Here is an 18,461-nt window from a genome sequence, read left to right as displayed (position 1 = left end):
GCCATCCGCTCGCTGCTCGACCGCGAGCCGGCCGTGCTCGTCCTCGAGGACGGGTCCCGCTTCCCCGGCACCGCGTACGGCGCGCGCGGCACCACCGTGGGCGAGGTCGTCTTCACCACCGGCATGACGGGGTACCAGGAGACCCTGACCGACCCGTCCTACGCCGGCCAGATCGTCCTCCAGACCGCCCCGCACATCGGCAACACCGGCGTGAACACCGAGGACCCCGAGTCGCGTCGCGTCTGGGTCGCCGGCTACATCGTGCGCGACCCGTCCCGCGTCGTGTCGAGCTGGCGCGCCGAGGAGTCGCTCGACGACGCCCTCACGCGCGACGGGATCGTCGGCATCGCCGGCATCGACACCCGAGCCGTGACCCGCCACATCCGCTCCGACGGATCCATGCGCGGCGCGATCTTCTCGGGCGAGGCCGCGGCGCTCGACCCGCAGGAGCAGCTGCGGATCGTCTCGGAGGCGCCGCAGATGAGCGGCCAGAACCTGTCGGCCGAGGTGTCGGTGGACGCCGCGACGGTGACACCCGCGGTGGGGGAGAAGATCGGCAACCTCGCCGTCATCGACCTCGGCATCAAGCAGGCCACGGTCGAGAACCTCGCGCGCCGCGGGTTCGAGGTGCACGTGCTGCCGCAGTCCGTGACGTTCGCCGAGCTCAAGGCGATCGATCCCGTCGCCGTCTTCTACTCGAACGGGCCGGGCGATCCCGCCGCCTCCGATGCGCACGTCGCGCTGCTGCAGGACGCGCTGCGCGACGGGCTGCCGTTCTTCGGCATCTGCTTCGGCAACCAGCTGCTCGGGCGCGCCCTGGGCCTGGGCACCTACAAGCTGCCGTACGGGCACCGCGGCATCAACCAGCCCGTGCTCGACCGCACCACGGGCAAGGTCGAGATCACCGCGCACAACCACGGCTTCGCGGTGGACGCGCCCCTCGACGGGCCCTTCGACAGCCCGGCCGGCTTCGGCCGCGTCGAGGTGAGCCACGTCGACCTCAACGACGACGTCGTGGAGGGCCTGCGCGCCCTCGACATCCCGGCCTTCTCGGTGCAGTACCACCCCGAGGCGGCCGGCGGCCCGCACGACGCCAACTACCTCTTCGACCGTTTCCAGGCCATGGTGATCGACCACCTCGGCAAGAAGGACGCCAATGCCTAAGCGCGACGACATCCACTCCGTCCTCGTCATCGGATCGGGCCCGATCGTCATCGGCCAGGCCTGCGAGTTCGACTACTCGGGCACCCAGGCGTGCCGCGTGCTGCGCGAGGAGGGCGTGCGCGTCATCCTCGTGAACTCCAACCCGGCCACGATCATGACCGACCCGGACTTCGCGGACGCGACCTACGTCGAGCCGATCACCCCGGAGGTCATCGAGACGATCATCGCCAAGGAGCGCCCCGACGCGATCCTGCCGACCCTCGGCGGCCAGACGGCGCTCAACGCCGCCATGGCGCTGCACGAGCGCGGCATCCTCGAGAAGTACGACGTCGAGCTGATCGGCGCGAAGGTCGAGGCCATCCGCAAGGGCGAGGACCGCCAGGTCTTCAAGCAGCTCGTGCTCGACGCGGGCGCCGACGTGGCCCGCAGCGCCATCGCGCACACGATGGACGAGGTGCTCGCGGCGGCCGACGAGCTGGGCTACCCGCTCGTCGTGCGCCCCTCGTTCACGATGGGCGGGCTCGGCTCGGGCTTCGCGCACGACGAGGAGGAGCTGCGCCGCATGGCCGGACAGGGCCTGCGCGAGTCGACCACGACCGAGGTGCTCCTGGAGGAGTCGATCCTCGGCTGGAAGGAGTACGAGCTCGAGCTCATGCGCGACACGGCCGACAACACGGTCGTCGTCTGCTCGATCGAGAACGTCGACCCGGTCGGCGTGCACACGGGCGACTCGATCACGGTCGCCCCGGCGCTGACGCTGACCGACCGCGAGTACCAGAAGCTGCGCGACATCGGCATCGACATCATCCGCGCCGTGGGCGTGGACACCGGCGGCTGCAACATCCAGTTCGCCGTGAACCCCGAGAACGGGCGGATCATCGTCATCGAGATGAACCCGCGCGTCTCGCGCTCGTCGGCGCTCGCGTCGAAGGCGACGGGCTTCCCCATCGCCAAGCTGGCGGCCAAGCTCGCGCTCGGCTACCGCCTCGACGAGGTGCCCAACGACATCACGAAGGTCACGCCGGCGTCGTTCGAGCCGACCCTCGACTACGTCGTCGTCAAGGTGCCGCGCTTCGCGTTCGAGAAGTTCCCGGCCGCCGACCCCACGCTCACGACGGCCATGAAGTCGGTCGGCGAGGCCATGGCGATCGGCCGCAACTACGCCACGGCCCTGCAGAAGGCCCTGCGCTCGGTCGAGAAGCGCGGCTCGTCGTTCCACTGGGGCGAGCAGACGCGCTCGGTCGACGAGCTGCTCGAGTCGATCCGCACGCCCACCGACGGCCGCATCGTCGACGTGCAGCAGGCGCTGCGCCTCGGCGCGACGGTGGAGCAGGTGTTCGAGTCCACGAAGATCGACCCCTGGTTCCTCGACCAGATCGTGCTGATCAACGAGGTCGCGAGCCTCGTCGCCGAGGCGCCCGAGCTCGACGAGCGCGTGCTGCGCCTGGCGAAGGAGCACGGCTTCTCGGACGCCCAGATCGCGCAGCTGCGCGGCGTCGGCGAGGCCGAGGTGCGCGGCGTCCGCCACGGCCTCGGGCTGCGCCCGGTGTTCAAGACGGTCGACACGTGCGCCGGCGAGTTCCCTGCCCTCACGCCGTACCACTACTCGTCGTACGACCTCGAGACCGAGGTCACGCCGTCCGATCGGCGCAAGGTCGTCATCATCGGCTCGGGCCCCAACCGCATCGGCCAGGGTGTCGAGTTCGACTACTCGTGCGTGCAGGCGTCGTTCGCGCTCGGCGCCGCGGGCTTCGAGACCGTGATGATCAACTGCAACCCCGAGACGGTCTCGACCGACTACGACACGTCCGACCGCCTCTACTTCGAGCCGCTCACGCTCGAGGACGTGCTCGAGGTGCTGCACGCCGAGGCGGCCTCGGGCGAGATCTACGGCGTCATCTGCCAGCTCGGCGGCCAGACCCCGCTCGGCCTGGCCAAGGGCATCGAGGAGGCCGGCTACCGCATCCTCGGCACGAGCCCCGCGGCCATCGACCTGGCCGAGGACCGCAAGCTGTTCGGCGAGATCCTGGAGCGCGGCGGCCTCATGGCGCCCCGCAACGGCACGGCCACCGACGAGGCCGAGGCCGTGCGCATCGCCGAGGAGATCGGCTACCCCGTGCTCGTGCGCCCGTCGTTCGTGCTCGGCGGCCGCGGCATGGAGATCGTCTACGACACGGCGAACCTGCGCGACTACTTCGCGCGGATCGCGGAGCACGCGATCATCGGACCGGACGCGCCGCTGCTCGTGGACCGCTTCCTCGACGACGCGGTGGAGATCGACGTCGACGCGCTGTTCGACGGCGACGACCTCTACGTTGGCGGCGTGATGGAGCACCTCGAGGAGGCCGGCATCCACTCCGGCGACTCGAGCTGCGCGCTGCCGCCGATGTCGCTCGGCAAGGGCGAGATCGACCGCGTGCGCGAGGCGACCCGCGCCATCGCCGAGGGCGTGGGCGTGCGCGGGCTGCTCAACGTGCAGTTCGCGATCAGCGCCGGCGTGCTCTACGTCATCGAGGCCAACCCGCGCGCCAGCCGCACGGTGCCGTTCGTGTCGAAGGCGCTCGGCCTGCCGATGGCGCAGGCGGCCAGCCGCATCATGGCCGGCGCGACGATCGCGCAGCTGAAGGCCGAGGGCCTGCTGCCGGCACGGGACGGATCGGTCGTGCCCGCCGATTCGCCGGTCTCCGTCAAGGAGGCCGTGCTGCCGTTCAAGCGCTTCCGGACGAAGGACGGCAAGGTCGTCGACTCCGTGCTCGGCCCCGAGATGCGCTCCACGGGCGAGGCGATGGGCATCGACCGGAACTTCCCGATCGCGTTCGCCAAGAGCCAGTCGGCGGCCTACGGCGGCGTGCCGTCCGAGGGATCCGTGTTCATCTCGGTGGCCGACGACGACAAGCGCGACGTCATCCTGCCGGCGCACCGCCTGCACCAGCTGGGCTTCCGCCTGTACGCGACCGAGGGCACGGCCGAGATCCTCGTGCGCAACGGCATCCCCGCCGAGGTGGTCGCGAAGTACAGCGAGACGCAGGACTCGGGTCAGAAGAACGTCGTCGACCTCATCAACGAGGGCGCCATCGACATCGTGGTGAACACGCCGAGCGGCATGTCGGCACGCGCCGACGGCTACGAGATCCGCGCCGCCGCCGTGGCGGCCGACAAGGCGCTGTTCACGACGATCGTCACCCTCGGCGCCGCGGTGAGCGCGATGGACGCCACGCGCGCGGGCTACGAGGTGAAGAGCCTGCAGGAGTACGCCGCCGACCGCGCGGCCCGGGTGGGCGCCTGATGGTGCAGTCCTTCGGCGCCCGCGTGCGCGAGACGATCGCGTCGCGCGGACGCCTGTGCGTGGGGATCGACCCGCACGCGGGCCTGCTGGGCGAGTGGGGGCTGGACGACTCGGCCGAGGGCGTGCGCGACTTCGGCTTGCGTGTGGTCGAGGCCGCCGCCGGCCGCACCGGCGTCGTCAAGCCGCAGGTGTCGTTCTTCGAGCGGCACGGGTCGGCCGGCCTCGCCGCCCTCGAGCAGGTGATCGCGGCCGCGCGCGCGGCGGGGCTGATCGTCATCGCCGACGCCAAGCGGGGCGACATCGGCTCCACCATGGACGCCTACGCCGAGGCGTGGCTGCGGCCGGGCGCCGCGCTCGAGGCCGACGCGCTGACGGCGAGCCCGTACCTGGGTGTCGGCGCGCTGACGGGCACGTTCGACCTCGCCTACCGCGAGGGCAAGGGCGTGTTCGTTCTCGCCGCCACGAGCAACCCGGAGGCGCGCGCGCTGCAGTCCGCCGCCGTGGACGGCGGCACGGTCGCGGCGCGCGTGGTCGCGGAGGTCGCCGCGCGCAACGCGGCATCCGTGAGCGGCGACGAGTGGGGCTCGCTCGGCCTCGTCGTCGGCGCGACGATGGACTGGGCCGAGGTCGGACTGGAGCCGTTCGCCCCGCCCGCGCCGATCCTCGCGCCCGGGTTCGGCCACCAGGGCGCCGTGCCGAGTGATCTGGCCGCCCGCTTCGGGGCGATGGCCCCGTGCGTGCTGGCCGCGGAGAGCCGGTCGATCCTGTCGGCGGGGCCCGCGGGCGTCGCCGACGCGGTCCGCGGCGCGGCCGCCGCGTACCGGACAGCGCTACCGGACAGGGGAGCAGACACATGACCGACGCACGCCGTCCCCCCGAGGTCGACCGCGCCGCCGCCTCGCGCAAGGCGGTCGCCGCGCGGCGCGCCCGCGCGAGCCTGAAGCGCGACATCGCCATGCGCGTGGTCACGCCCCAGGAGGTGCTGCGCCGCGCCGTGGCCGATCCCGCCTCACCCGCCGGCACCCTGCGCGTCACGGAGTTCCTGACCGCCCTTCCCGCCATCGGCGAGGGGAAGCGCGACCGCATCCTGGCCGAGCTGCGCATCTCGCCCGTGAAGCGACTCGGGGGCCTCGGGCCGCGCCAGCGCACCGACCTCGCCGCGTGGCTCGACCGCCGCATGCCCGAGCCGCGCCCCCGGCCCGGTCGCAGTCGGCTCATCGTGCTCGCGGGCCCGACGGCGGTGGGCAAGGGCACGGTGTCGACGTACATCCGCGACCACTATCCCGAGGTGCGCCTCTCCGTGAGCGCCACGACGCGCAAGCCCCGGCCGGGGGAGGTGCACGGCGAGCACTACTACTTCGTCGACGACGCGGAGTTCGACCGGATGATCGCCGACGGCGAGCTGCTCGAGTACGCCACCGTGCACAACGCCTACCGCTACGGCACGCCGCGCGGACCGGTGCAGCAGGCGCTGGAGGCCGGCCACACCGTGCTGCTCGAGATCGATCTGCAGGGCGCGCGCCAGGTGAGGGCGACCGATCCGAGCGCGACGCTCGTGTTCCTGCTGCCGCCGAGCTGGGACGAGCTGGTGCACCGGCTCGTGGGCCGCGGCACCGAGGACGCGGAGGAGCGGGCGCGCCGCCTGCGCACCGCGAAGGTCGAGCTGGCGGCGCAGCGCGAGTTCGACTTCTTCGTCGTCAACGACGTCGTCGCCGACGCCGCGCGCCAGGTCGTAGAATTGACGGATGGACCCGCGCGCCCCGGCGCCGGGGGACAGGCTTTCGATCCGCTCGGATCGCGAATTCAGGAGGACGCGCATGGCCGCTGAGAACAAGGGCATCATCGACCCGCCCATCGACGAGCTGCTCGATCGAGTCGACTCGAAGTACCAGCTCGTGATCTACGGCGCCAAGCGCGCCCGTCAGATCAACGACTACTACACCGATCTGCACGAGGGGAACCTGTTCGACAACGTCGGCCCGCTCGTCGACTCGGAGATCCAGGACAAGCCGCTCACGATCGCGCTGCGCGAGATCCACGAGGACAAGCTGCGCCTTCGTCCTGTGGAGTGATCCCATCGGAGTCGGTGGTCGCTGTCATCATGGACGGCGACCACCGTTCCTGTTTCTGAGCCGCGCCCCCGACCGGGCGCGATCCCGCCGCATTCCCCTCGGAGCATCATGACCCTGCGCCTGTTCACCTCGGAGTCCGTCACCGAGGGCCACCCCGACAAGATCTGCGATCAGATCTCCGACAGCGTGCTCGACGCGCTGCTGGCGCAGGATCCGCGGGCGCGCGTCGCCGTCGAGACGCTCGTGACGACGGGCCTCGTCCACGTCGCCGGCGAGATCCGCACCGAGGGATACGCCGACATCTCGTCGATCGTCCGCGACGTCATCCGCGGCATCGGCTACACCTCGAGCGAGATGGGCTTCGACGCCGACTCGTGCGGCGTCACGGTGTCGGTGGGCGAGCAGTCGCGCGAGATCGGCGACGGCGTGACGTCGTCGGAGGAGCAGCGCGGTGGCCTGTCGGGCGACGAGCTCGACCGCCAGGGAGCCGGCGACCAGGGCATCATGTTCGGCTACGCCACGAACGAGACGCCCGAGTACATGCCGATGGCCATCTGGGCCGCGCACCGCATGTCGGAGCGGCTCACGAAGGTGCGCAAGTCGGGGGAGCTCGCCTTCCTGCGCCCGGACGGCAAGACGCAGGTGACGCTCGGCTACGACGGGCAGACGCCGAAGACGGTCGAGACGGTGGTCCTGTCGACGCAGCACCACCCGGACATCTCGCAGGCCGACCTCGCCGACGCCGTCGAGCGCGTCGTGATCCGGCCCGTGCTCGAGGAGACCGGCCTCGACGCCTCGGGTGTGCAGCTGCACATCAACCCCTCCGGCAGCTTCGTGCTCGGCGGCCCGAAGGCCGATGCGGGCCTGACGGGGCGCAAGATCATCATCGACACCTACGGCGGCGCGGCGCGGCACGGCGGCGGCGCGTTCAGCGGCAAGGACCCCTCGAAGGTCGACCGCTCGGCGGCCTACGCCATGCGCTGGGTGGCGAAGAACGCCGTCGCGGCGGGGCTCGCCGAGCGCCTCGAGGTGCAGGTGGCGTACGCCATCGGCAAGGCGAACCCCGTGGGCCTCTACGTGGAGTCGTTCGGCACGGGCGCGGTGTCGGATGAGGCCATCATCTCGGCGATCCGCGAGGTGTTCGACCTGCGCCCCGCGGCCATCATCCGCGACCTCGACCTGCTGCGGCCCATCTACGCGCAGACGGCGGCCTACGGCCACTTCGGGCGCGAGCTGCCCGAGTTCACGTGGGAGCGCGTCGACCGCGTCGACGAGCTGCGCCGGGCCGCCGGGCTCTGAGGGCGTGACCGCGCCGCCCGACCAGGAGCCGGTCACCGACCGGGGCGCCGATGGCGCGCGGCCGGACGCGGATGGCGGCCGCGCCGCGCGGGGTCCGCGATCCGTCGCGCGGGTGCTCATCGACTCGCCGCTGCCGCAGCTGGACCGGCTGTTCGACTACGCGATCCCGCCCGAGCTGGAGGAGCAGGCCCAGCCCGGCGTGCGCGTGAAGGCGCCGCTGCGCACGGCGGGCCGGGTGATCGAGGGCTTCGTCGTCGAGCGCGCCGTCGAGAGCGACGCCGACCGCGCGCTGTCGGAGCTCGACGCCGTCGTGTCGGCCGCGCCGGTGCTGCCCGATCGGCTCTACCGGCTCGCGCGCCGCGTGGCCGATCGCGCCGCGGGCTCGGCCTCCGACATCCTGCGCCTCGCGGTGCCCAAGCGCATGGTGCGGGCGGAGAAGTCGTGGCTGGCCGGGCCGCGCGCCGCCGCGCCGGTGGTCACGGCCGGGGCCCGCGAGCGGGCCGCGGCCGCGCTCGGCGAGTTCCCCGGGCTGGGCGAGCGGATCGCGCAGGGCGAGCGCCTGGCGGTCGACGCACCGCCCGGCCTCGTGGAGGTCGGTGACGCCGTGCTGCCCGCCTGGGCGCTGCTGCTCGCGGCGGCCGCGACCGACACCCTCGCGCGCGGGCGCTCGGCGATCCTCGCCGTACCCGATCACCGCGACCTCGACCGCCTGCAGGCCGCGCTCGCGCCCCTCGTGCCCGCCGAGGCGATCGTGCGCCACGACGCCGCGCAGTCGGGGCCGGAGCGCTATGCGGGCTACCTGCGCACGCTCGAGGAGGCCCCGTGCGTCGTGGTGGGAAACCGCTCGGCGGTGTACGCGCCGGTGGCCGATCCCGGCCTGGTCGCGCTGTGGGACGACGGCGACACGCTGTTCGAGGAGCAGCTCGCGCCCTACGTGCACGCGCGCGACGCCGCCCTCGTGCGGCAGGAGCTGGACGGCTGCGCGCTGCTGTTCGCCGGCCACACCCGCACGAGCGACGTGCAGCGGCTCGTCGAGCTCGACTGGGTGAAGGAGGCGCCGCAGCAGCGACGGCCGGTGCCGAACGTCGTGCTGAGCCCCGTGCACGAGGGGGAGCGCGGCGCGCGCGTGCCGTCGGCGGCGTTCCGGGCGGCGCGCGAGGCGCTCGCGCACGGTCCGGTGCTCGTGCAGGTGTCTCGGCCCGGCTACGCGCCCTCCCTCGTCTGCGCCGACTGCCGCGTGCCGGCCCGGTGCGCGGCGTGCGGCGGTCCGCTGCACGCCCGCTCCCGCGGGGCCGTGCCGGTGTGCGGCTGGTGCGGCCGGTCGGCGCACGCGTGGGCGTGCCCGAAGTGCTCGTCGGTGCGCGTGCGCCTGGCCTCCTCCGGCAGCGAGCGGACCGCGGACGAGCTGGGCCGGGCCTTCGCCGGCACGCGCGTGATCGTGTCGGACGGCGCCCACCCGGTCACCGAGGTCGACGAGCGGCCCGCCCTCGTCGTGGCCACGCGCGGCGCGGAGCCGGTGGCGCGCGGCGGCTACCGCGCCGTCATCCTGCTGGACGGCGAGCGCATGCTGCAGTCGCCGGATCTGCGCGTGGGGGAGGCGTGCCTGCGCTGGTGGTCGAACGCGGCGGCGCTCGCGGCCCCGGGCGCCCCCGTGCACCTCGTCGGCGTCACGGGGCCCGTGGCGCGGGCGCTCGCGTCGTGGACCCAGCCCGCCTACGCGCGGCAGGAGCTCGCCGAGCGTCTGCCGCTGCACCTGCCGCCGGCCGCGCGCATCGCCCGCCTCGACGGCGACGCGGCGGCGGTGGACCGTGCGCTCGCGTCGCTGCGCGAGGACGTGCCCGACCTGCCGCCCGACGCGGTGCTCGGGCCCGTCCCGCTCGAGGGGGCCGACGGGCCGCCCGGCGCGCGGGCGCTCATCCGCTTCGACTACGCGAGGGGCGCCCGTGTCACGGCCTCGTTGCGCGCATCCGTCGTCGCCGAGGCCGTCGCGGGCCGACGCCGCCGCGGCGCGGGGCGCCGCCCCGGCGGCCACGCAGGCACGCGCAATACACTCGCAGTGCGGGTCGACATCGCCGATCCCGAGCTCTGAGACCGACTCGTCGCACGAGCCGCGCACCCGATCCGCCGCACCACAGAACCACCCGAGAGGACCGCATGAGGCTGATCTTCGCCGGCACCCCGTCCGCGGCGGTGCCGTCGCTGCGATCGCTGCACGCCTCCGGCCACGAGATCGCCGCCGTCGTCACGCGCCCCGACGCCCCGCTGGGGCGCAAGCGCGTGCTGACGCCCTCGCCGGTCGGCCGGACGGCCGAGGAGCTGGGGCTGCCCGTGATCAAGGCCGCCCGGCTGGACGACGAGGCCACCGCGCGCATCCTCGCGCACGAGCCCGACCTCGGCGTGATCGTCGCCTACGGCGGGCTCGTGCGGGAGCCGTTGCTCTCCGGCCCCGCGCACGGCTGGATCAATCTGCACTTCTCGCTGCTGCCGCGCTGGCGCGGCGCGGCGCCCGTGCAGCACGCCCTCATGGCCGGCGACGCCGTGACCGGCGCGACGGTCTTCCAGCTCGTGCCGGAGCTCGACGCGGGGGACATCCTGGGCATGGCGGAGCACGAGGTCGGGCCGGACGCGACCGCCGGCGACCTGCTCGAGACGCTGAGCGCGAGCGGCGCCGAGCTGCTGCGCGACACGGTCGACGCCATCGCCGCCGGCACCGCCGTGCCGCGGGCGCAGCAGGGCGAGCCGACGTTCGCGCCCAAGCTCGCGCTCGAGGACGGGCGGCTCGACTGGGCGCAGCCCGCTGAGCGCGTGCGCGACCGCTTCCGCGGCGTCACGCCCGAGCCGGGCGCCTTCACGACGATCGGGGAGGAGCGCCTGAAGATTCGCGTGCTGTCGCCGGCGCCGGCCTCCTCGCACCTCGGCGACGCCGCCGCGCTGCGCCCCGGCGAGATCGCCCCCGCGAAGGGCGGCGTGCTCGTCGGCACGGCGAGCGCGCCGCTGCTCGTGACGCGGCTGCAGCCCGCCGGGCGCGCCGAGATGGCCGCCGCCGACTGGTTCCGCGGGCTGCGCACCGTGCCGAGGCTGGGCGCGTGAGCGAGCGGGACGACGCGGCCGGCGGCGCGCGCCGCGAGCGGGGCAGGGCTGGGGCGCCCCGGCGCGCGCCGCAGCGCCGGCGGGAGGCGCGCGGGCGCGACGAGGTGCAGCCGGCGCGCCGCGTGGCGTTCTCCGTGCTGCGGGCCGTGAGCGACTCGGACGCCTATGCCAACCTGCTGCTGCCGCGGGAGCTCGAGCGGGCCGGCCTGAGCGGACCCGACGCGGGCCTGGCGACGGAGCTGACGCACGGCACGCTGCGGCGGCAGGGGACCTACGACGCCATCCTCGCCGCCGCCGCGGACCGCGATCCGGCGCAGATCGATCCCGCCGTGCGCGACGCGCTGCGCCTCGGCATCCACCAGCTGATGTCGACGCGCGTCGCCTCGCACGCCGCCGTCAACGAGTCGGTCGAGCTCGCGGCCGAGTCGTCCGGTCGGGGCGCCGCCGGCTTCGCGAACGCCGTGCTGCGCCGCGTCGCGCGCGAGACGCCCGGCGAATGGCTCGACCGGATCGCCGACGCGGCGCGCTCCGACGACGAGCGGCTCGGGCTGGCGCAGTCCCATCCGGTCTGGATCGTCCGCGCCCTGCGGCGCGCTCTCGCGGCGGAGGGCAGGCAGGGCGAGCTCGAGGACCTGCTCGCCGCCGACAACGCCTCGCCGCGCGTGTCGATGGCCGCGCTGCCCGGCCTGGCCGAGCCGCGCGAGCCGGTCGCTCCCTACTCGCCCGTGGGGTTCCGGCTCGACGCCGGCGATCCCGAACCCGTCGTGCGCGCCTCGGAGGGACGGCTGCGGGTGCAGGACGAGGGCTCGCAGCTCGTCGCCCTCGCGCTCACCCGCCTGTCGCCCGTGCGCGCGGGGGAGCGGTGGCTGGACCTGTGCGCCGGCCCCGGCGGGAAGACCGCGCTGCTCGCGGCCGAGGCGCTGGCCGGCGGCGCGTCGCTCGAGGCGAACGAGGTGGTGCCCGCGCGCGCCGGGCTCGTGCGCCGCGCCGTCGCGGCCGTGCCGCTCGACGTGACCGTGCACGAGCGCGACGGCCGCGAGCTCGCCGCCGAGCGCGCTGGGGAGTTCGACCGCATCCTCGTCGACGCGCCGTGCACGGGGCTGGGCGCGCTGCGGCGGCGGCCCGAGGCGCGCTGGCGCAAGCAGCCGGCCGACGTGGCGGAGCTCACGGCGCTTCAGGAGCAGCTGCTCCTCGAGGCGTTCGGCGCGCTGCGCCCGGGAGGCGTCGTCGCGTACGTCACGTGCTCGCCGCACCTGGCCGAGACCATGGCCGTCGTCGGGGCGGTCCGCGACCGCCTGGGCGACGCGGCCGAGGAGCTCGACGCCCGCGCGGCGCTGCAGTCGGTCGCCCGCCGTCCGCTGGACCTGCCGGTCCCGGGGGACGGATCCCGCCGCGCCCAGCTGTGGCCGCATCGTCACGGCACCGACGCGATGTTCCTCGCCCTGCTCCGCCGCCGTTGACCGCCGGACGCGTCAGTCGGGCGTCGCGGCGTCGATGAGCGCCTCGAGGTCGGCCTGCGCCGCCTCCGCGTCGGCGCGCAGCTGGGCGGCCCGAGCCTTCTCGGCCTCGAGGGCCGCGCCGCGCGCCTCGATGTCGGCGCGGAACGCCTCGAGCTCGGCATAGCGCGCCGCGAGCGCGGCCTCCCACGACATCCGCTCGGTGCGCCCGTCGGGATACGTGACGATGCTCGCGTACTGGGCGCGCAGCTCGGGAGTCGTCGCGTTGAACTCGTCGGCGTCGGCGTTGTACGAGGCGAGCGCCGCCTCGTGCGCGCCGCGATCCGCCGAGAGCTGCGCCTCCTCCTGCGCGTTCGCCTGCTCGAGCGCCGACACCTCGTCCCACCGCGCGCGCAGCGCCTCGTTCGCCTGCGGGATGACCGATTCGGCGCGACGGTGCGTCTCGACCAGGGCGGCGCGGTCGCTGATGTAGCGGCCGTAGACGCCCTCGAGCTCGGCGGCGAAGCCTCCGGCGCCATGCACCTGGGTGCCGAGGTAGGCGAACCGCTCGTTCGCGAGCGAGCCCGTGTGATCGCCGACGGACGCATCGATCTGCGCATGGATCGGATCGTCCGCCGGCAGGCGCGCGGCCTCCTCGGTGATGAGACGGTCGACGAGATCCCGCTCCGCATCGTCCAGCCCCGCGTAGACGGCGTGGAGCAGCTCGTGCGCCGCGGTGATCACCGTGGTGTCGTGCAGCCGCGGGTCGGCGGCCTGGAACACCGCGATGCGGTGATCGGATCGGTAGCAGCCGAGCACCTGGAACGACCCCTCGGCGGCCGCCCGGTGGGCGCTGTCGCAGCGGGTGCGGATGCCGTCACCGTCGACGATCTCGGGCGCCGTGGACAGGAACAGCTCGCGCCCCTCCGCGGTCAGCGGCATCCGGTCGGCCAGCTCCACGGCGGCCGCGCTCGGCTCCCCGTGCCGCGGCAGACCGCCGTCCGGCGCCGCCAGGCCGGGCGCCGGCGGTCGCCACCCGTCCTCGCCCGACAGCGCCGCCTGGATGAGGGTGCCGGCGAACAGCGCGACGCCGATCACGGCGACGACGATCGCGAGCACGCCGGTGCGGCGCGCGCCCGATCGCCGGCCGTCGCGGGGCGGGCGGGGCGCGGCGGGCGGCGCCTCGAAGAGGGTCACGAAGCACATCATGCCCGAGCCGGGGTCGCCGCGGGCGGCGGATTCCGCACGACGCCATAGGCTCGGATGTCTATGGCGACTTCCGACTCCGCGGCCCGGCGCGCGCGCTTGGCCGTCTCGGCCTGGTTCTTCCTCAACGGCGCGACGCTCGCGAACCTCGTGCCCCACTTCCCGGCGATCAAGGCCGAGCTGGGGCTGAGCAACGCCGCGTACGGGCTCGCGATCTCGGCCACCGCCCTCGGCTCGGTGATCGTGGGGCTGAGCGCGGGCTGGTTCGTGCAGCGCTTCGGGTCGGCGCGCACGGCGGCCTACGCCATGGTGCTCTCCACACTGGCCGCGGCGCTGGCGGGCATGGCGCCCACCGGCGTGCTGTTCGCGGCCGGCCTGTTCGCGCTCGGGGCGACCGACGCGATCACCGACGTCGGCCAGAACGCCCACGGCCTGCGCGTGCAGCGCCGGCTCGGGCGGTCGATCATCAACTCGCTGCACGCCATGTGGTCGGTCGGCGCCGTCACCGGCGGTCTCATCGCCGCGGGCGTGCTCGCCCTCGGCATCCCGCGTGCCTGGCACCTCGGCACGGTCGCGGTGCTCATCGCGCTGTGCGGCGTGCTCTCGCTGCGGCTCGCGCTGCCCGGCGCCGACGGCTCCGACCTCGAGGGAGAGCACGCGGCGGCGCGCGGCGGTCACTGGTCGCGCATGCGCATCGTGCTCGTCATCACGGCTCTCGTCGTCATCGCGATCGCCGGCGCCCTGACGGAGGACGCCGGGAGCACGTGGGCGGCGGTGTACCTGTCCACAGAGCTGGGTGCCGCCACGACCGTCGCGGCCTGGGGGTACATCGCGCTCCTCGTCGCGCAGACGGTGGGCCGGTTCGCGGGCGACCGGCTGATCGACCGCTTCGGCCAGAGGCTCGTCACGCAGGCCGGCGGCCTGCTGATCGCGGCCGGCCTGGGCGCGGCGCTGCTGTTCCCGAGCATCCCGGGGACGATCGTCGGCTTCGCGCTGGCCGGTCTCGGCTGCGCGACGATGATCCCCACGGCGATGCACGAGGCCGACGCGATCCCGGGCCTGAAGCCCGGCACCGGGCTCACGATCGTGTCGTGGCTGCTGCGGATCGGGTTCCTCGCCTCGCCGCCGATCGTCGGGCTCATCGCCGACGCGACCGCGATCCGCTACGGACTCGCGATCGTGCCCGTCGCCGGCGCGCTCGTCATCGCGCTGGCCATGGCGCTGCCGCGCAGGGCCGTGCAGGGATAATGGCGACGTGACCCTCCCGCAGGCCCCCCGCATCAACCCGAGCATCCTGTCGGCCGACTTCGCCAACATGCAGTCGGAGCTCGCGCGCATCGCGGCTGCGGACTTCGTGCACGTCGACGTGATGGACAACCACTTCGTGCCGAATCTCACCTTCGGCCCGCAGATGGTGCAGCGCATCCAGGCCACGAGCCCCGTGCCGCTCGACGTGCACCTCATGATCGACGACCCCGACCGCTGGGCGCCGGGCTACGCCGAGCTCGGCGCGGCGTCGGTGACGTTCCACCTCGAGGCCGCGGCCGATCCGCTCGCCCTCGCGGCGCGCCTGCGCGAGATCGGCGCCCGCGCGGGCGTCGCCGTCAAGCCCGCCACGCCCGTCGAGCAGCTCTTCGACCACCTGGACGCCTTCGACCAGATCCTCGTCATGACCGTCGAGCCGGGCTTCGGGGGGCAGTCGTTCCTGGCCGATCAGATGCCCAAGCTGCGCAGCCTCGCCGACGAGGCGCGCCGCCGCGGATCGGACGTGTGGCTCCAGGTGGACGGCGGCATCTCGGCCGACACGATCGCGCAGGCGGCCGCGGCGGGCGCCGACACGTTCGTCGCGGGCTCGGCCGTCTACGGCGCGGACGACATCGACGCCGCCATCGCGGCCCTGCGCGACGCCGCGGCGGCGCACCGCCACTGACCGCGCGGGCGGGCTTCCCGGCACCTGCCGGTAGCCTAGACGGGTGAAGACGTTCGACGAGCTGTTCGCGGAGCTGAGTGAGAAGGCGCAGACGCGGCCGGAGGGATCCGGCACCGTCAGGGAGCTGGACGCCGGCGTGCATGCGATCGGCAAGAAGATCGTCGAGGAGGCGGCCGAGGTCTGGATGGCCGCCGAGTACCAGTCGGACGAGGAGGCGGCCGAGGAGATCTCGCAGCTGCTGTACCACCTGCAGGTGCTCATGATCGCGAAGGGTCTGACGCCGGCCGACGTCTACCGACATCTCTGAGGCGCGCCCGGAACCGTCATCCTCGACCCGAAAGACCCCATGCTCCGCATCGCCGTTCCCAACAAGGGCTCGCTCTCCGAGACCGCCATCGCCATGCTCGCCGAGGCCGGCTACGCCACCCGCCGCGACACCAAGCAGCTGCACCTGATCGACGCCGCCAACGACGTCGAGTTCTTCTACCTGCGCCCGCGCGACATCGCCACGTACGTCGCCTCCGGCGCCCTCGACGTGGGCATCACCGGCCGCGACCTGCTGCTCGACACCCGCATGCCCGCGCGCGAGATCGAGGCGCTCGGCTTCGGCAACTCCACGTTCCGCCTCGCTGCCCGGCCCGGACGCTTCTCGCGCATCGAGGACCTCGAGGGCGTGCGCGTGGCGACCGCGTTCCCCGGCGTCGTCGACGCGCTCCTCGACGCTCGCGGCGTGGCCGTCGACATCGTGCCGCTCGACGGCGCCGTCGAGTCGGCGGTGGAGCTGGGCGTCGCCGACGCCGTCGCCGACGTGGTCGAGACCGGCACGACCCTGCGCCAGGCCGGCCTGGAGATCTTCGGCGACGTGCTCATGGAGTCGGAGGCCGTGCTCATCGGGGCGCCCACCGAGGCGCCCGGCACCGACCGGCTGCTGCGCCGGCTGCGCGGCGTCATGGTCGCCCGCCGCTACGTGATGGTCGACTACGACCTGCCCGTGGCCCTGCTCGACCAGGCCACCGCGATCGCGAAGGGCATCGAGTCGCCCACCGTGTCGCCGCTGCGCGACCCGGAGTGGGTGGCCGTGCGGGTGATGGTGCCCCGCAAGGGCATGAACCGCGTCATGGACGAGCTCTACGAGCTCGGCGCGCGCGCCATCCTCGTCACCGCGATCGACAACGCGAGGCTCTGATGTCGGTCGTGACCCGGGTGATCCCGTGCCTCGACGTGGCGGCCGGGCGCGTGGTGAAGGGCATCAACTTCGAGAACCTGCGCGAGATGGGCGACCCCGTCGAGCTCGCGCGGCGGTACTTCGAACAGGGCGCCGACGAGATCACGTTCCTCGACGTCACCGCCACGGTCGACGAGCGCGCGACGATGCACGACGTCGTGCGGCGCACCGCCGAGCAGGTCTTCATCCCGCTCACGGTCGGCGGCGGCATCCGCAGCGTCGACGACGTCGCCCGCCTGCAGGAGGTCGGGGCCGACAAGGTCGGCGTCAACTCCGCGGCGATCCGCCGGCCGGCGCTGATCGGCGAGATCGCCGACCGCTTCGGCGCGCAGGTGCTCGTGCTCTCGCTCGATGTGAAGCGGTCGCCGCGCACGCCGTCGGGCTTCGTCGTGACGACGCACGGCGGGCGGCAGGAGACCGACCTCGACGCGCTCGACTGGGCGCGCGAGGCGATCGAGCGCGGCGCGGGCGAGCTGCTCGTCAACTCGATCGACGCCGACGGCACGAAGCAGGGCTTCGACCTCGAGCTCGTGGGGCTCATGCGCGAGCTGTCGACCGTGCCGGTGATCGCCTCGGGCGGCGCCGGCGACGTCTCGCACTTCGCCCCGGCGGTGCGCGCGGGGGCGGACGCGGTGCTCGCGGCGAGCGTGTTCCACTCGGGGCAGATGACCGTCGGCGACGTGAAGACGGCGCTGCGCGCGGAGGGGGTACCGGTCCGATGAGCCAGCCCATCGATGTCGAGGCCCGGCTGGACCGGGTCGCCTTCAACGCCGACGGGCTCGTGCCCGCCGTCGTGCAGCAGCACGACACCCTCGAGGTGCTCATGCTCGCGTGGATGGATCGCGAGGCGCTGCGGCGCACGCTGACCGGCGGGCGCGCCGTGTACTGGTCGCGCTCGCGCGGGGAGTACTGGCGCAAGGGCGACACGTCCGGTCACGTGCAGGAGGTGCGCGGCGTGCGCATCGACTGCGACGGCGACACCGTGCTGCTGCTCGTGGACCAGACGGGAGCGGCCTGCCACACCGGCACGCACACGTGCTTCGACACCGACGAGCGCGACCTGCTGGCGGGAGCGCGCTGATGGGTGCGATGCGCCGGATCGACGGCTGGGCGGGCCGCCGCGGTCGCTCGCTCTCGGTGCTGCTCGTCCTCATCGGCGGCGCCGTGCTGCTCGTGGGCTCGACCCAGACGTGGCTGAGCGCGCAGCTCGCCGACGCGACGCTGCCCGTGCCGGGTGCGTCCGCCTCGCCCGTGCTGCAGCCCCTCGCGCTGGCGGCGCTGGCCCTCGCGCTCGTGCTGGCGCTCGCGGGCGTCGTGCTGCGCTACATCCTCGGCGTGCTCGCGGTGCTCCTCGGGTTCGTGCTCGTCGCCACCACGAGCCGGATCGCGTTCGCCCCGCCCGTGTCGGCCGCGGCGTCGGCCGTCACCGAGCACACCGGCCTCGCGGGCGAGGAGGCCGTCGGCGAGCTCGTGGTCTCGCTCGCCGTCACGCCGTGGCCGATCATCTCGCTCGTCGCCGCCGCGCTCGTGGTGCTCGGCGGCGCAACGGTCGTCTCGACGGCGCGGCACTGGAAGCGGTCCGGCCGCCGGTACGAGACCGCGAGCGCGGCTCCCGCCGACGGCCCGCTCGACGCGATCGACTCGTGGGACGACCTGAGCCACGGCCAGGACCCCACCGCCCGCTGAGCGCCGCCCCGCGGCGCGGTCCCTCGGCCCCTCCCGATAGACTCGAACCGGTCCCATGCATCGAAGG

Annotated in this window: 17 protein-coding genes; 16 read left to right on the top strand and 1 reads right to left on the bottom strand. The window is 74.0% G+C overall.

Annotated elements, in window-relative coordinates:
* Positions 1-3 precede the first annotated feature (3 nt).
* The 9 genes from carA (at position 4) to ACWDR7_RS01450 (ending at position 12,371) form a co-directional block, all read left to right on the top strand.
* Complete coding sequence (gene carA, locus ACWDR7_RS01490) at positions 4-1,164, top strand: glutamine-hydrolyzing carbamoyl-phosphate synthase small subunit (RefSeq protein WP_449853301.1); 1,161 nt, start codon at positions 4-6, stop codon at positions 1,162-1,164.
* Positions 1,157-4,450, top strand: coding sequence for a carbamoyl-phosphate synthase large subunit (gene carB, locus ACWDR7_RS01485; RefSeq protein WP_449853166.1), 3,294 nt, complete (start codon positions 1,157-1,159; stop codon positions 4,448-4,450). Before carA ends, carB begins: the two co-directional genes overlap by 8 nt.
* Positions 4,450-5,307, top strand: coding sequence for an orotidine-5'-phosphate decarboxylase (pyrF, locus tag ACWDR7_RS01480; RefSeq protein ID WP_449853165.1), 858 nt, complete (start codon positions 4,450-4,452; stop codon positions 5,305-5,307). The genes carB and pyrF overlap by 1 nt, the downstream gene beginning before the upstream one ends.
* Positions 5,304-6,278 (top strand): guanylate kinase, encoded by a 975-nt coding sequence (gmk, locus tag ACWDR7_RS01475; protein ID WP_449853164.1) that lies wholly within the window; start codon positions 5,304-5,306, stop codon positions 6,276-6,278. Before pyrF ends, gmk begins: the two co-directional genes overlap by 4 nt.
* Positions 6,268-6,522 (top strand): DNA-directed RNA polymerase subunit omega, encoded by a 255-nt coding sequence (gene rpoZ, locus ACWDR7_RS01470; protein WP_449853163.1) that lies wholly within the window; start codon positions 6,268-6,270, stop codon positions 6,520-6,522. The genes gmk and rpoZ overlap by 11 nt, the downstream gene beginning before the upstream one ends.
* Positions 6,523-6,627: 105 nt before the next feature.
* Positions 6,628-7,821, top strand: coding sequence for a methionine adenosyltransferase (gene metK, locus ACWDR7_RS01465; protein ID WP_449853300.1), 1,194 nt, complete (start codon positions 6,628-6,630; stop codon positions 7,819-7,821).
* 112 nt (positions 7,822-7,933) lie between these two features.
* Positions 7,934-9,910 carry a primosomal protein N' family DNA-binding protein gene (locus ACWDR7_RS01460; RefSeq protein ID WP_449853299.1) on the top strand — a complete coding sequence of 659 codons (1,977 nt, stop codon included), beginning with the start codon at positions 7,934-7,936 and terminating at the stop codon, positions 9,908-9,910.
* Positions 9,911-9,975: 65 nt separating this feature from the next.
* Positions 9,976-10,911: a methionyl-tRNA formyltransferase gene (fmt, locus tag ACWDR7_RS01455; protein WP_449853162.1), complete on the top strand. Its 936-nt coding sequence runs from the start codon at positions 9,976-9,978 to the stop codon at positions 10,909-10,911.
* A gap of 104 nt (positions 10,912-11,015) precedes the next feature.
* Positions 11,016-12,371 (top strand): RsmB/NOP family class I SAM-dependent RNA methyltransferase, encoded by a 1,356-nt coding sequence (locus tag ACWDR7_RS01450; RefSeq protein ID WP_449853298.1) that lies wholly within the window; start codon positions 11,016-11,018, stop codon positions 12,369-12,371.
* Positions 12,372-12,383: 12 nt separating this feature from the next.
* Here ACWDR7_RS01450 and ACWDR7_RS01445 read toward each other — a convergent pair whose 3' ends face one another.
* Entirely contained in the window at positions 12,384-13,544 is a 1,161-nt protein-coding gene (locus ACWDR7_RS01445; RefSeq protein ID WP_449853161.1) for a hypothetical protein, read from the bottom strand.
* 72 nt (positions 13,545-13,616) lie between these two features.
* Here ACWDR7_RS01445 and ACWDR7_RS01440 point away from each other — a divergent pair, with 72 nt between their 5' ends.
* Genes ACWDR7_RS01440 through ACWDR7_RS01410 form a run of 7 tightly spaced genes read left to right on the top strand, consistent with a single transcriptional unit; the run spans position 13,617 to position 18,394 of the window.
* Positions 13,617-14,801 (top strand): MFS transporter, encoded by a 1,185-nt coding sequence (locus tag ACWDR7_RS01440; protein ID WP_449853160.1) that lies wholly within the window; start codon positions 13,617-13,619, stop codon positions 14,799-14,801.
* 7 nt (positions 14,802-14,808) lie between these two features.
* Entirely contained in the window at positions 14,809-15,483 is a 675-nt protein-coding gene (gene rpe, locus ACWDR7_RS01435) for a ribulose-phosphate 3-epimerase (RefSeq protein WP_449853159.1), read from the top strand.
* 43 nt (positions 15,484-15,526) lie between these two features.
* Positions 15,527-15,790 (top strand): phosphoribosyl-ATP diphosphatase, encoded by a 264-nt coding sequence (locus ACWDR7_RS01430; RefSeq protein ID WP_449853158.1) that lies wholly within the window; start codon positions 15,527-15,529, stop codon positions 15,788-15,790.
* Between the two features lie 39 nt (positions 15,791-15,829).
* Complete coding sequence (gene hisG, locus ACWDR7_RS01425; RefSeq protein ID WP_449853157.1) at positions 15,830-16,669, top strand: ATP phosphoribosyltransferase; 840 nt, start codon at positions 15,830-15,832, stop codon at positions 16,667-16,669.
* Positions 16,669-17,430 (top strand): imidazole glycerol phosphate synthase subunit HisF, encoded by a 762-nt coding sequence (gene hisF, locus ACWDR7_RS01420; protein ID WP_449853156.1) that lies wholly within the window; start codon positions 16,669-16,671, stop codon positions 17,428-17,430. Before hisG ends, hisF begins: the two co-directional genes overlap by 1 nt.
* Positions 17,427-17,789: a phosphoribosyl-AMP cyclohydrolase gene (gene hisI / locus ACWDR7_RS01415; RefSeq protein ID WP_449853155.1), complete on the top strand. Its 363-nt coding sequence runs from the start codon at positions 17,427-17,429 to the stop codon at positions 17,787-17,789. The genes hisF and hisI overlap by 4 nt, the downstream gene beginning before the upstream one ends.
* Complete coding sequence (locus ACWDR7_RS01410; protein WP_449853154.1) at positions 17,789-18,394, top strand: Trp biosynthesis-associated membrane protein; 606 nt, start codon at positions 17,789-17,791, stop codon at positions 18,392-18,394. The genes hisI and ACWDR7_RS01410 overlap by 1 nt, the downstream gene beginning before the upstream one ends.
* Positions 18,395-18,461: the final 67 nt, after the last annotated feature.

This window comes from Microbacterium sp. NPDC003461 (genome assembly GCF_053588335.1).
The sequence above is the reverse complement of the archived record's forward strand: the minus strand, read 5'-3'. Positions and strand labels throughout refer to the sequence as shown.

Bases quoted from the DNA above. Each gene is read 5' to 3' on its own strand.
- rpoZ (WP_449853163.1), top strand. From the start codon at position 6,268: ATGGCCGCTGAGAACAAGGGCATCATCGACCCGCCCATCGACGAGCTG.
- carB (WP_449853166.1), top strand. From the start codon at position 1,157: ATGCCTAAGCGCGACGACATCCACTCCGTCCTCGTCATCGGATCGGGC.
- pyrF (WP_449853165.1), top strand. From the start codon at position 4,450: ATGGTGCAGTCCTTCGGCGCCCGCGTGCGCGAGACGATCGCGTCGCGC.
- ACWDR7_RS01410 (WP_449853154.1), top strand. From the start codon at position 17,789: ATGGGTGCGATGCGCCGGATCGACGGCTGGGCGGGCCGCCGCGGTCGC.
- hisI (WP_449853155.1), top strand. From the start codon at position 17,427: ATGAGCCAGCCCATCGATGTCGAGGCCCGGCTGGACCGGGTCGCCTTC.
- fmt (WP_449853162.1), top strand. From the start codon at position 9,976: ATGAGGCTGATCTTCGCCGGCACCCCGTCCGCGGCGGTGCCGTCGCTG.
- hisG (WP_449853157.1), top strand. From the start codon at position 15,830: ATGCTCCGCATCGCCGTTCCCAACAAGGGCTCGCTCTCCGAGACCGCC.
- gmk (WP_449853164.1), top strand. From the start codon at position 5,304: ATGACCGACGCACGCCGTCCCCCCGAGGTCGACCGCGCCGCCGCCTCG.
- ACWDR7_RS01440 (WP_449853160.1), top strand. From the start codon at position 13,617: ATGGCGACTTCCGACTCCGCGGCCCGGCGCGCGCGCTTGGCCGTCTCG.
- hisF (WP_449853156.1), top strand. From the start codon at position 16,669: ATGTCGGTCGTGACCCGGGTGATCCCGTGCCTCGACGTGGCGGCCGGG.